13 protein-coding genes and 1 pseudogene are annotated in these 11,897 nt (G+C 67.8%); 11 read left to right on the top strand and 3 right to left on the bottom strand.

What is annotated here, in order from left to right:
* The 3 genes from A5736_RS06255 to nudC form a co-directional block, all read left to right on the top strand.
* The coding region (locus tag A5736_RS06255; protein ID WP_175611209.1) for a PD-(D/E)XK nuclease family protein at window positions 1–481 on the top strand (481 nt) is incomplete at its 5' end.
* A 73-nt stretch (window positions 482–554) separates the two neighbouring features.
* The gene (locus A5736_RS06250; protein ID WP_076124198.1) at window positions 555–1,625 is read left to right on the top strand and encodes a TrkA family potassium uptake protein; all 1,071 of its coding nucleotides are present in this window, start codon (window positions 555–557) and stop codon (window positions 1,623–1,625) included.
* Between the two features lie 37 nt (window positions 1,626–1,662).
* On the top strand, window positions 1,663–2,595 hold the full coding sequence (nudC, locus tag A5736_RS06245) for an NAD(+) diphosphatase (RefSeq protein WP_076245129.1): 933 nt from the start codon (window positions 1,663–1,665) through the stop codon (window positions 2,593–2,595).
* A gap of 13 nt (window positions 2,596–2,608) precedes the next feature.
* Here the strand turns inward: nudC and mrx1 are convergent, their stop codons facing one another.
* Window positions 2,609–2,860 carry a mycoredoxin Mrx1 gene (mrx1, locus tag A5736_RS06240; protein WP_076124194.1) on the bottom strand — a complete coding sequence of 84 codons (252 nt, stop codon included), beginning with the start codon at window positions 2,858–2,860 and terminating at the stop codon, window positions 2,609–2,611.
* 124 nt (window positions 2,861–2,984) lie between these two features.
* On the opposite strand from mrx1, the gene A5736_RS06235 reads away from it, so the two are divergent.
* From A5736_RS06235 to A5736_RS06225, 3 genes are all read left to right on the top strand, one after another.
* Window positions 2,985–5,090, top strand: coding sequence for an ATP-dependent DNA helicase UvrD2 (locus A5736_RS06235; protein ID WP_371328363.1), 2,106 nt, complete (start codon window positions 2,985–2,987; stop codon window positions 5,088–5,090).
* Between the two features lie 109 nt (window positions 5,091–5,199).
* Window positions 5,200–5,352 (top strand): hypothetical protein, encoded by a 153-nt coding sequence (locus tag A5736_RS27185; protein ID WP_369805065.1) that lies wholly within the window; start codon window positions 5,200–5,202, stop codon window positions 5,350–5,352.
* A 148-nt stretch (window positions 5,353–5,500) separates the two neighbouring features.
* Window positions 5,501–5,767: a WhiB family transcriptional regulator gene (locus tag A5736_RS06225; protein ID WP_076124192.1), complete on the top strand. Its 267-nt coding sequence runs from the start codon at window positions 5,501–5,503 to the stop codon at window positions 5,765–5,767.
* Here A5736_RS06225 and A5736_RS06220 read toward each other — a convergent pair.
* Both A5736_RS06220 and A5736_RS06215 read right to left on the bottom strand, forming a co-directional pair.
* Window positions 5,764–7,107, bottom strand: a complete 1,344-nt coding sequence (locus tag A5736_RS06220; RefSeq protein ID WP_076124222.1) for an AarF/ABC1/UbiB kinase family protein — start codon at window positions 7,105–7,107, stop codon at window positions 5,764–5,766. The two genes, A5736_RS06225 and A5736_RS06220, sit on opposite strands and share 4 nt — an antisense overlap.
* A 59-nt stretch (window positions 7,108–7,166) precedes the next feature.
* Window positions 7,167–7,454, bottom strand: a pseudogene (locus A5736_RS06215) (cyclodehydratase); the annotation flags it as partial.
* Window positions 7,455–7,494: 40 nt separating this feature from the next.
* Between A5736_RS06215 and A5736_RS06210 the strand changes: the two are divergent.
* The 5 genes from A5736_RS06210 (at window position 7,495) to A5736_RS06195 (ending at window position 11,725) form a co-directional block, all read left to right on the top strand.
* Window positions 7,495–9,039, top strand: coding sequence for a recombinase family protein (locus A5736_RS06210; protein ID WP_076245127.1), 1,545 nt, complete (start codon window positions 7,495–7,497; stop codon window positions 9,037–9,039).
* Between the two features lie 180 nt (window positions 9,040–9,219).
* Window positions 9,220–9,483 carry a hypothetical protein gene (locus tag A5736_RS06205; RefSeq protein ID WP_076245133.1) on the top strand — a complete coding sequence of 88 codons (264 nt, stop codon included), beginning with the start codon at window positions 9,220–9,222 and terminating at the stop codon, window positions 9,481–9,483.
* 129 nt (window positions 9,484–9,612) lie between these two features.
* The gene (locus tag A5736_RS26540; RefSeq protein WP_217695735.1) at window positions 9,613–9,957 is read left to right on the top strand and encodes a hypothetical protein; all 345 of its coding nucleotides are present in this window, start codon (window positions 9,613–9,615) and stop codon (window positions 9,955–9,957) included.
* An 8-nt stretch (window positions 9,958–9,965) separates the two neighbouring features.
* Window positions 9,966–10,166: a hypothetical protein gene (locus A5736_RS25875; protein WP_139333162.1), complete on the top strand. Its 201-nt coding sequence runs from the start codon at window positions 9,966–9,968 to the stop codon at window positions 10,164–10,166.
* Complete coding sequence (locus A5736_RS06195) at window positions 10,163–11,725, top strand: phage/plasmid primase, P4 family (protein ID WP_076245126.1); 1,563 nt, start codon at window positions 10,163–10,165, stop codon at window positions 11,723–11,725. The genes A5736_RS25875 and A5736_RS06195 overlap by 4 nt, the downstream gene beginning before the upstream one ends.
* Window positions 11,726–11,897: the final 172 nt, after the last annotated feature.

Here is an 11,897-nt window from a genome sequence, read left to right as displayed (position 1 = left end):
GCTGGGCAACGCCTTTCACGCTTGGGTGCAGCAGTTCTACGGCGCCGAGCGGCTGTTCGACCTCGCCGACCTGCCCGGTGCGGCCGACTCGGACGTCGGGGACACCCAGGAGCTGGCGGCGTTGCAGGAGGCGTTCACCAGCTCGCGGTGGGCCGCGCGCACACCGGTTGCCGTCGAGGTGCCGTTCGAGATGCCGGTCGGCGAGACCGTGGTGCGCGGCCGCATCGACGCCGTGTTCGCCGACCCCGACGGCGGTGTCACGGTGGTGGACTGGAAGACCGGCCAGCCCCCGCGCGGGCCGGAAGCCCTGCGGCAGGCCGCCGTCCAGCTCGCGGTCTACCGTCTGGCGTGGGCGGCGTTGTCGGGATGCCCGGAATCGTCGGTGCGCACCGCCTTCTACTACGTGCGCACCGGCGTCACCGTCGTTCCCGATGAACTGCCCGAGCCCACCGAGCTGGCCGGGCTGCTACTGACCGGCTGACGTGGTTACATTTGAGGCGTGTATCAGGCCTGCGGGTGGGTTTAGCGTGGGGTCAATCCAGTGACGGACCGCCGTGCAAAAGGGTAGGTCGCAGCGGCTGAGGGGGCTCGACGAGACGCTGACCGCCCAGCCCGGTCATCTGCTGGTCGGCGTGTTGCGCATCCCCGAAGAGCACGGCAGTCCCGTGCGGGTCATCGCGCGACGCGTCGCCATCGCGCTGGTGGTGTTGTTCGGCGCGGCCGTCATTGTCTACCTCGATCGCACCGGCTACCGCGACGTGCGCGGCGAGCCGCCGACATTCGCCGACTGCGTCTACTTCGCGGCGGTGTCGCTGTCGACGACCGGGTACGGCGACATCACCCCCTACACCGAGACCGCGCGTCTGGTCCACACCGTGATCTTCACGCCGCTGCGGATCGCGTTCTTGGCCGTGCTGGTCGGCACGACCCTCGAGGTGCTCTCCGAGCGGTCCCGGCAGGCGTGGAAGATTCAGCGTTGGAGGAACAAAGTGCGCAACCACACCATCGTGATCGGCTATGGCACAAAGGGCAAAACGGCTGTCGCCGCGATGATTAGCGACGAGGAGGCCCAGGGTGAGGTCGTCGTCGTCGACCCCGATCGCAGCGCCCTCGAACACGCCGCGACCGCCGGGCTGGTCACCGTACACGGCGACGCCACCAAATCCGATGTGCTGCGGCTGGCCGGGGCCCAACACGCGTCGTCGATCATCGTTGCCACCGGCCGCGACGACACCGCCGTGCTGGTGACCTTGACGGCGCGGGAGATCGCGCCCAAGGCCAAGATCGTGGCTTCCATTCGGGAGGCCGAGAATTCACACCTGCTGCAGCAATCGGGCGCGGACTCGGTGGTCGTCTCCTCCGAGACCGCCGGCCGGCTGCTCGGGATCGCCACCACCACGCCGAGCGTCGTGGAGATGATCGAGGATCTGCTGACCCCGGACGCCGGGATGGTCATCGCCGAGCGCGAGGTGGAGCAGACCGAAGTCGGCGGATCCCCGCGGCACCTGCGCGACATCGTGCTCGGCGTGGTGCGCGACGGCCACCTGCTGCGGGTCGGCGCACCCGAGGCGGACGCCATCGAGGCCACCGACCGGTTGCTCTACATCCGCGACGTGGGACGTTAGCGGCGGCTCGCCGCCAGCAGGGTCGGCAGGAGACTAGGTGGAGTTCCAGCTGCGGGACGTTCCGGTGCTCTCACGCGTCGGCGCGGACCGCGCCGATCAGTTGCGCACCGATGTCGATGCGGCCACCGCGGGTTGGGCGGACGCGGCGCTGCTGCGGGTGGATTCGCGCAACCAGGTGCTCGTCGCCAACGGCCGGGTCGTGCTGGGCGCCGCGGCCGAGCTGGCCGACAAGCCCCCGGTCGACGCGGTATTCCTGGGCCGCATCGAGGGCGGCCGGCACGTCTGGGCGGTCCGGGGCGCGCTGCAGGCGCCCGAAGACCCCGACGTGCAAGCCGAAGTGGTGAACCTGCGCAGTCTCGGGCCGATCTTCGACGACACCAGCAGCCAACTGGTGTCGTCGGCCATCGCGCTGCTGAATTGGCATGACAGCGCCCGATTTAGCGCGGTGGACGGCTCGCCGACCAGGCCGTCACGCGGGGGCTGGTCGCGCATCAACCCGGTGACCGGTCACGAGGAGTTCCCGCGCATCGACCCGGCGGTGATCTGTCTGGTCCACGACGGCGGTGACCGCGCCGTGCTCGCCCGCCAGGCGGTCTGGCCCGAGCGGATGTTCTCGCTGCTGGCCGGATTCGTCGAGGCGGGCGAGTCCTTCGAAACCTGCGTCGCCCGGGAGATCCGCGAGGAAATCGGCCTGCACGTGCGCGATGTGCGCTACCTGGGCAGCCAACCGTGGCCGTTTCCCCGTTCGCTCATGGTCGGATTCCATGCGGTGGGCGACCCCGACGAGGTTTTCTCGTTCAACGACGGCGAGATCGCCGAGGCGGCGTGGTTCAGCCGCGACGAGGTGCGTGCCGCGCTTGCGGCCGGCGACTGGAGCAGCGCGGCGTCTGGGAAATCGAAACTGCTTCTGCCCGGGTCGATTTCGATCGCCCGGGTGATCATCGAATCCTGGGCGGAGATTACTGGCTAGGCGGGTTGAGCCGTCAGCCTACTTCGGCCAGCTTCGCTTTCACCTCGGCGGCGCTCGGGTTTGTCAGCGTGGACCCGTCGGCGAACTTCACCGTCGGCACCGTGCGGTTGCCGCCGTTGACCGAGCTGACGAATTCCGCCGCCGCCGGGTTCTCTTCGATGTCGATCGCGTCGTAGGGGATCCCATTGGACTTGAGCACCGTCATCAGCCGGTGACAGAAACCGCACCATGACGTGGTGTAGACGGTAATCGCCGCGTTGGTCATAGCCCGTTAACGTAGCGCGGCGCGGATGAATTCCGAAGCGACCCAATTCACGCGTGGCGATGCACCTGGTTTGTCGGCCATCGCTGTCAAGATGGACGCCATGCCAATGGTCCCCATTCCGACCATGACCGACCCGTTGACCGCCGGACTCGACGACGAGCAGCGCGAAGCCGTGCTGGCCCCGCGCGGACCGGTCTGCGTGCTCGCGGGCGCCGGAACGGGCAAGACCCGCACCATCACGCACCGGATCGCCCAGCTCGTCGCGAGCGGCCACGTCGCCGCCGGGCAGGTGCTGGCGGTCACCTTCACCCAGCGGGCGGCGGGGGAGATGCGGTCGCGGTTGCGCACGCTCGACGCCGCCACCCAGAGCGGCTGCGGTGTCGGCGCGGTGCGGGCGCTGACCTTTCACGCCGCCGCGCATCGCCAGCTGCGGTATTTCTGGCCCCGGGTGGTCGGCGGCACCGGCTGGCAGCTGCTGGACAGCAAATTCGCCGTCGTGGCCCGGGCGGCCAGCCGCTGCAGGCTCAACGTCAGCACCGACGACGTGCGCGACCTCGCTGGCGAGATCGAGTGGGCCAAGGCATCGCTGATCGGCCCCGAGGACTACGCCGCCGCGGTGGCCGCCGCGGGCCGGGACATCCCGCTGGACGCCGCGCAGGTCGCGGCCGTCTATTCCGCGTACGAGGCGCTCAAGGCCCGCGACGAAGCGGTGACTCTGCTCGACTTCGACGATCTGCTGCTGCATACCGCCGCCGCGATCGAAAACGACTCCGCGGTGGCCGACGAGTTCCGCGATCGTTACCGCTGCTTCGTGGTCGACGAGTACCAGGACGTCACCCCACTGCAACAGCGGGTGCTCTCGGCGTGGCTGGGCGACCGCGACGACCTGACCGTGGTCGGCGACGCCAACCAGACCATCTACTCGTTCACCGGCGCTTCGCCGCGCTTCCTGCTCGACTTCTCGCGCCGGTTTCCCGACGCCACGGTCGTGCGGCTGGAGCGCGACTACCGGTCCACCCCGCAGGTGGTCTCGCTGGCCAACCAGGTGATCGCCGCGGCTCGCGGCCGCGTCGCCGGCAGCAAGCTCCAATTGTCCGGCCAGCGGGCGCCTGGCCCGGCCCCGTCATTCCACGAGCATCCCGACGAAACGGCCGAGGCCACCGCGGTGGCGGCATCGATCACCAAGCTGATCGAATCCGGCACCGCGCCAGCCGAAATCGCGGTCCTCTACCGGGTCAACGCGCAGTCCGAGGTGTACGAGGAGGCGTTGACCGAAGCCGGCATCGCCTACCAGGTTCGCGGCGGCGAGGGATTTTTCAACCGCCAGGAGATCAAGCAGGCGCTGCTGGCCCTGCAGCGGGCGGCCGACCGCGGCTCTGAACATAGCGAAGACGGACCGCTGCCCGACGTGGTTCGCGCCATCCTGGAGCCGCTGGGCCTGACGGCGCAGGCCCCGGTCGGAACGCGCGCCAGGGATCGCTGGGAGGCCCTGACCGCGCTGGCCCAGCTGGTGGACGACGAAGTGGCGCACAATCCGCGGCTGGAACTTTCCGGTCTGCTGGCCGAGCTGCGGATGCGGGCCGACGCCCGGCACCCACCGGTGGTGCAGGGCGTGACGCTGGCCTCGCTGCACGCTGCCAAGGGCCTTGAATGGGATGCGGTCTTCCTCGTCGGGCTGGCCGACGGCACGCTGCCCATCTCGCACGCGCTGGCGCACGGCGCCGAGAGCGAACCCGTAGAGGAGGAGCGTCGCCTCCTCTACGTCGGAATCACCAGGGCCCGAATGCATTTGGCGCTCAGCTGGGCGCTGGCGCGGAACCCGGGCGGACGCCAGAGCCGCAAGCCGTCGCGGTTCCTCAACGGGATCGCGCCGCAGGCGCGGCCCGATCCCGCGCCGAGCAGATCCCGGCGCAACAAGGGCGTCGCCACCCGCTGCCGGATCTGCAACAACGACCTGACCACCCCGGCGGCCGTCATGTTGCGTCGCTGCGAGACGTGCGCGGCCGACATCGACGAGGAACTGCTGCTGCAACTCAAGGCCTGGCGGCTGGACCTCGCGCGGGAACAGAAGGTTCCCCCGTACATCGTCTTCAGCGACAACACGCTGATCGCGATCGCCGAGGCGCTGCCCGCCGATGAGGCGGCCCTGGTCGCGATCCCGGGCATCGGCGCGCGCAAGCTCGAGCAGTACGGGCCGGACGTGCTGGGGTTGGTCCGCGCCCGCGGCTAAACACGCAGGTCAGAAAATCGGTTGTCACGGTCGTCGGCTACCATCTACCCTCGAAACACTGCTGCTGGCTGAAGGCTGGCAAGCGTCCAGGCGGGAGGAGGTGGCCACGATGATCCACAACACGTTCGGTGTAGCCGTGGCCGGCGCGGTGCTGACCGCGGGGACCTCCCATGCCGCTCACACCGCTACCCCGGCGGCCGCGGTCAAGCATCGCGCCGCCGCCGCCGCGACTGATGTGTCCGTGGATCGGGGTCATACGTAAGCGCTACGTAACCCGCCCGATTTTCGCCGAATGGCCACGGACCCGAAGTCACCAGGATCCGTGGCCACACTTGTAGGGTCGACATCCTCCCTACCTGGTCCGGATCAATCCCAGACATCCACCAGACCAGGAAGCAGGTGAGCAGGACATGTCGGCATTGACAGTCCCCAGACCGCCGCGGCCGGCGTTGCCATGTCACGCCGGGGATCCCGACCTGTGGTTCGCAGAGACCCCGGCCGACCTCGAGCGCGCCAAGGCGCTGTGCGCGAGCTGCCCGATCCGGCGCCAGTGCCTGACCGCGGCGCTGGACCGGGCCGAGCCCTGGGGCGTCTGGGGCGGCGAGATCTTCGAGCGGGGCTCGATCGTGAGCTACAAACGCCCGCGCGGACGCCCGCGCAAAGACGTTGCCGCTTAGACGACGGCCGCGTCCGGCTCCGCGAAACCCGGGACCAGTTCCTCCGACAGCGCCTTGATCGGCACGTGGGCATCCAGCTGGCAGAGGATCGCGGCCACCGACATGATCACCCGCATCGGGATCACCAGCTTGGGCGGTAGGTCCATCTGCCGGGCCGTCCTGATCTGCGACACCGATTTGTCGATCTCGATGGCGCTCATGCGCTGCAGCCACTTCCGGGTGTAGTGGAACACCTCGACCTCGATGGGCTCGACGTACTGGCGCAGCATGTCGTCGATGTCGCGCACCGACACCTGTTGGCCCTTCTGGATGAAGCCGGCCTTCTCCATCGTCGGCAACAGCAAGTCGTAGTTCTTGTCACGGGCCAACCGGATGGACATCCCGAGCTCGATCGGCAACCCGCCCGGCAACGGTGCGACGGCGCCGAAGTCGATCACGCCCATCCGATCGTCGGGCAACAGCATGAAGTTGCCGGGGTGCGCGTCGCCGTGCAACATCTGCAGCCGGCGCGGCGCGTCGAAGGTGAGCTCGAGCAGCCGGGTGCCGATCAGGTCGCGCTGCTCGGGGGTGCCGTGGCGGATGATCTCCGCCATCGGCACGCCCTGCATCCACTCCTGAACCACCACCTTGGGGGCGCTGGCCACAACGTGCGGAATCGCGAAGTGCGGGTGGCCTTCGTATGCCTTGGCGAACGCGCGTTGGTTGTCGGCTTCCAGCCGGTAGTCGAGTTCCATCTCGGTGCGCTCGATCAGCTCGTCGACCACGCCCTGCACGTCGGCTCCCGGCGCGAGCTGCTTGACCACCCCGACCATCCGCTGCATCGTCTTGAGGTCGGCCCGCAGCGCCTCGTCGGCGCCGGGGTACTGGATCTTGACGGCCACGTCGCGGCCGTCGGACCAGACCGCCTTGTGTACCTGGCCAATGCTGGCAGAGGCCACCGGCGTGTCGTCGAACGAACTGAACCGGTCGCGCCACTTGGTGCCGAGCTGCGCGTCGAGCACGCGGTGCACTTTGGCGGCGGGCAGCGGCGGCGCGTCCTTTTGCAGTTTCGTCAAGGCCTCGCGGTACGGCTCGCCGTACTCCTCCGGAATCGCGGCCTCCAGCACCGAGAGCGCCTGGCCCACCTTCATCGCTCCACCCTTGAGCTCGCCCAGGACGGTGAACAATTGGTGGGCGGCCTTCTCCAGCAGCTCGGCCTGGACCTCGTCCTTCGACTTGCCGGTCAGGCGTTTACCGAACCCGAGCGCCGCCCGGCCGGCGAACCCGACCGGAATGGTGGCCAGCTTTGCGTTGCGCGCAGCACGGCCGCGTTTGATATCTGACACACACCCATCATCCATGACGATTCGGGCCCCGCGGTGTTGATCTGGGTAACACCGGCGCAGCGGTTGGGGAGCGGTCAGCACGAGCACAACGGATGCCGGGTCCATTGGCGCGCGACGATCGCGCCGGCATGCAGATCGAACTCGAGCGTGGCGTTGAGCGCCTGGGGCGGCTCGGGGTCCCGCGCCGCCTGCCCGCGCACGGCCGCGATCACCCGGTTCACCTGGCTCAGCGCCAGCGCCGCGGTCGCCAGCAGCGTGGCCCGATCCGCCACGCCAACGGTCTCCCGCAGCTGAGCCGCGATCGCCGGCCAGGCGGCGTCGCGGTCGCTGCGATGCAGATCGGCGCAGCCGAGGCACCTGGTATCCTCTTAAAGGGTATTACTTGGCGCCAAAGGGGTTGGGGTGGCAGAACACGCTGTGCTGTACGCGCGGATCAGCGTGGACAAGACCGGCGAGGAGATCGGCGTCAACCGTCAACTCCACGACATGCGCGCTTTGGCGCAAGCACGCGGTTATGAGGTCGCGGCCGAGATCGTGGAGAACGACGTCACCGCCAGCAAGGGATTACGCAGACCCGGATATGAGCAGGTATGGGAGCTGGTCCGCTCCGAGCGGGTCGATCACGTCATCGCCTGGCAATCCTCGCGACTGATGCGGTCTCGCAAAGACCGCGCCGAGGTGATCAACACCTTCGGTAAGCACAACGTCGACGTCATCGCGGTCAAGGGGCCATCGCTGGAACTGCGATCTGCCTATGGACGAGGTTTGGCCGACATGATGACCGCCTTCGACACCATGGAGAGCGAGGTGAAGGCCGAACGGGTCTCGGCGGCCATTGCCGACCTGGCCCGGCGCGGGAAGTCTTGGGGATACGTCCCATACGGGTGGGACCGTGAAGGCCGCGGCATCCACGCCCGGCAGGTAGTCAACCAGCACGAAGCGGCGGTTGTCCGAGAGCTGGTGGACCGAGTGCTGGCGGGGGAGTCCCTCAACGAGTTGTATCGCGACATGAATGCCCGCGATGAACCGGCGCCCGGCTATGCCCAATGGATGAAGATCCCTGCGGACGTGCGCGAAAAGCGGAAGGCCAAAGGTCGCAAGCCGCCGACCCAGAGGTGGGCCAAGTCCACCGTGCGGACCCTGGTGGTTCGAGACGCCAATGCCGCCATCCGCCGCTACCGCAAACGTGACGACGGCGGTACCGAGATGGCGGGGGACTGGGAGCCGATAGTCGAGCGGGCGAAGCACGATCGGGTTGTGGCTCTGCTGTCGGCACCGGAGCGGCGCAGCCACAGCGGGCCGCGCCCCGGTGCGCGTAAGCATTTGCTGACGCACGGCATCGGCAAGTGCGGGGTTTGCGCGGGAATGCTGCGGGTTGCCCGGCGTAACGGCCGTCGCGATCAGACCCTGATCTACATATGTGCCGGGCCGAGCGGGTGTACTGGTCGCGTCCTGGCTGCGGTGGACGATCTGGTGGCGAGGGTCGTCATCGGGAGGCTGGCGAAACCCGATGCGCTGGACTGGCTGCTGGGGGATGATGAGCGCGCGCGCCGACTATCAGACCGGTGTGATGCACTGCAGCAGCGCCTCGACGAGGCCGCCGACTCCCAGGCCGACGGGAAGATCACCATTCGCCAGCTCGAGCGCATCACCGCCCGGCTGGTACCTGAACTGGAGGCCACCCGGCGAGAGCGTGACGCCGCGGTCCAGTCGTTGGACATCGAAGTTTTGCGAAAGCTCGCCGGACCGAAGGCCGCCGAGAACTGGGAGTCGATGCCGGTATCCGCCCGGCGGGCCGTGTTGGAGACGCTCGGCATGGAGGTGGCCCTAATGCCCCGTGAGAAGCACGGGCCCGGCTTCGAACCGGAAACGGTGCGGGTGACATGGAATGGACACCATCGAATTCGACAAACGGCCGTTCCGACGGATGCGCTCAGTGTGATCTAGATCGCAGTTCCACTCCCGTAGCTGCGTAATGGTGTTGCTCCTTCTACCATGTTGGCGCGGTCCCCGAAGTGCGCGACTCGGTACTGAAGACGGGGCAAGCCGTGAGCATTGATGTATCCCCTGAGGTCGCCGGGTCGGGCTGTGGACGGGGCAGTATTCACTACTGCCGAAGGTCCCAGCATGCCCCAACCGTCCTGTTCGTCCCGGTCGTGGGAGTCCGAACGCGCCCGCGTGGCCGCACTGGCTCGCTGCGTAAAAAACGGCGAGCGCTCCCCCGAAGATCCCGACCTCATCGAAGCGCGTAGGAACCTTCGCGCGCTCAAGCTCGAAGAGCATATGCGCTTGGCTCTGTCCGCCATCCCGTCGATGACGGACGACGAGATCGAGCACCTCATCTCGCTGCTGAACGCCAAGCGCGGCCCTAGCGGGGGTGCGGATGTCTGAGGTCAGCCAGGCTATCGACAGGTATGTGGAAGAAATCCTGGCCGACGCCCCCGAGCTGAGTGACGAACAAAGGCTCAGACTGCGCGAATTACTCGGGCCCGTCCGGAGACCCGTCCTGGAGGCGGCGTCGTGACCACGATGACCCAGAACACCCTCAGGGGTCAGGCGGTAGCCGAACGTACGACCCGCCCCGGCGGTGATGACACCGCCCCCGCCGGAAACCTCGCTCAGATTTCTGACACTCAGGCCGGAATGGCCTCTTGTGCCAGGTGTCAGGCGCGCTGGGGCGGGTTGAGGACCGCGCACTGCGACGCCTGCCACGAAACCTTCACGGTCGTCGCCGCGTTCGACAAGCACCGCGCCGAACCGCACACCGACCGCGGTCGACGCTGCATCGACCCGGCCGCCGTCGGGCTCGTCGACGCGGGGCGGGCCTATCGCTGCTGGGGCTACCCCGGCCGCGAGGACGGCTAGGCCGCATCATGACCGAACGAGAACGGGGCCCCGATCGCGTGTACGCCGGGTTGCCCGAAGAGCGTGGTTTGGCCGCTGTCGTCGAAGCGACGGCTGACGGGTCTGGACCACGGCCGCCCGGTGGCGACCAGCAGGCCGGAACCAACGAACTCGTGGCGGCGGTAGAAGCGATCTTCGCCCGGAGCAGGGGCGAGGTCAGGGCAAAGTGACCAACGGCGTCGAGGCCATGAAGGTCCACGCGACGAGCCAGGGCGACACCCCGGCTGAGGAGCCGGACGAGGAAGGCGCCACTTCCCACAAGGGGGGGCCGCAGCGGCTCGAAGACGCCCATATCGGTGAGCGCGTTGCCAGGGAGCATCTACAGGGGTTCCTCCACGCCCAGGGCTTCGGTTGGCTGAACTACGACGGCGGCAGGTGGGAGCCGGTCGCGGAAACCACCGTCTCCGAGGTGGTCCGCCAGGCACTCATCGAGTTCCACCGCTCGGAAGCGCTGGCCGGGGCTGAACCTGCCCGCCTGCAGCAGATCTCGAGAATGCTGAGCGCGGGCAGGATCCGGGCGATCACGTACATCGCCAAGCTGTGCAGAACGGCCCAGGGCGGGTTCGACGGCCATCCGGATCTCCTCAACGTGCGCAACGGCGTCGTCGACCTTCGCGACGGCACCCTGAGCCCCCACGATCCGGGCCTCATGTTCACCAAGGTGACCATGGTCGACTACTTGCCGGATGCCACCCATTCCGACTGGGATCAGGCGTTGGAGGCGTTGCCCGCCGACGCCAAATCATGGCTACAGATTCGAATGGGCCAGGGTGTGACCGGCCACCCGGTGCCCGACGACCAGCTGGTGATCCTCAAGGGCTCGGGGTCCAACGGCAAGACCACGATCATCGACGGCGTGCGCGAGGCATTGGGGCCCGACTACGCCGTGACCCTGCCCGACCGAGCCCTCCTTGCGCGCAGCGGTGACCATCCGACCGAACTGATGGTGCTGCGCGGCGCCCGCCTTGCGTTCATGGAGGAGTTCCCCGAGCTCGGCCACCTCAACGTCAAGCGGCTCAAGGACTTGCACGGCACCGGGGAGATGACGGCGCGCCACATCGCAAAGGACTCGGTCACCTGGAAGCCCACCCACACCATCTTCGTCACCACGAATTACCTACCCCGTGTCGATGAATCCGACGATGGGACCTGGCGACGGCTGGCGCTGCTGGACTTCCCGTACCGGTACCGCCGCGCCCACGAGGCGGCGCACACGGCCCTCGACCGGGTGGGAGATCCAAACCTGCGAGAGCGTGTCCGGCACGGGGAGGATGGCCAGCACGAGGCCGTGCTGGCCTGGCTGGTCGCAGGCGCGGTGAGGTGGTACCGCAACGACCGGCTGATGCCTGAGGCGCCCGCCTCTGTAAGGGAGGCCACGGAGGCGTGGCGCGGAACCTCGGACCTGCTCATGCGATACATGGCCGACCGGCTGGTCTTCGACCAGCAGTCGCACGTGATGGCCACCGAGCTGTACGCGGACTTCACACAGTGGCTGAGTGACAACGGACACGTGATCTGGTCCGACCAGATCTTCAGCGCCAGGTTCGCCCAACACCGCGAAGCGGTATGCCGCGGTGTGGAGAAGAAGCGGGGAATCCGTACGTTGCGGCCGGGACTCTCACGCCTAAGCGGAGGACACCGGGGGGCCGCCGGGGTCAGCCCTTCAACGTTCACGGCGTGGTTGGGACTTCGCTTCCGCACACGGAACGACGAGATCGAATCGTACTGACGGCCTCGATGATCAGCCAGACGACAGCATGTGTGGGGTGTGTAGGGGTAAGTCGGAGATTTCTATATTTGCGTCTTCACGAGAAATTCCGAAAAACCCCTACACACCCCTGCGCAGTGCTTCAGACAAGCCATCCGTTGAGATCTCCCCTGGCGGCCTGGACAACCCCGCC

This window comes from Mycobacterium sp. SP-6446, from assembly GCF_001954045.1.
Classification (GTDB): Bacteria; Actinomycetota; Actinomycetes; order Mycobacteriales; family Mycobacteriaceae; genus Mycobacterium.
The sequence above is the reverse complement of the archived record's forward strand: the minus strand, read 5'-3'. Positions and strand labels throughout refer to the sequence as shown.

Bases quoted from the DNA above. Each gene is read 5' to 3' on its own strand.
- A5736_RS06205 (WP_076245133.1), top strand. From the start codon at position 9,220: ATGCCCCAACCGTCCTGTTCGTCCCGGTCGTGGGAGTCCGAACGCGCC.
- mrx1 (WP_076124194.1), bottom strand. From the start codon at position 2,860: ATGACCAACGCGGCGATTACCGTCTACACCACGTCATGGTGCGGTTTC.
- A5736_RS25875 (WP_139333162.1), top strand. From the start codon at position 9,966: ATGACCGAACGAGAACGGGGCCCCGATCGCGTGTACGCCGGGTTGCCC.
- A5736_RS06235 (WP_371328363.1), top strand. From the start codon at position 2,985: ATGACCGACCCGTTGACCGCCGGACTCGACGACGAGCAGCGCGAAGCC.
- A5736_RS06225 (WP_076124192.1), top strand. From the start codon at position 5,501: ATGTCGGCATTGACAGTCCCCAGACCGCCGCGGCCGGCGTTGCCATGT.
- A5736_RS06220 (WP_076124222.1), bottom strand. From the start codon at position 7,107: ATGGATGATGGGTGTGTGTCAGATATCAAACGCGGCCGTGCTGCGCGC.
- A5736_RS27185 (WP_369805065.1), top strand. From the start codon at position 5,200: ATGATCCACAACACGTTCGGTGTAGCCGTGGCCGGCGCGGTGCTGACC.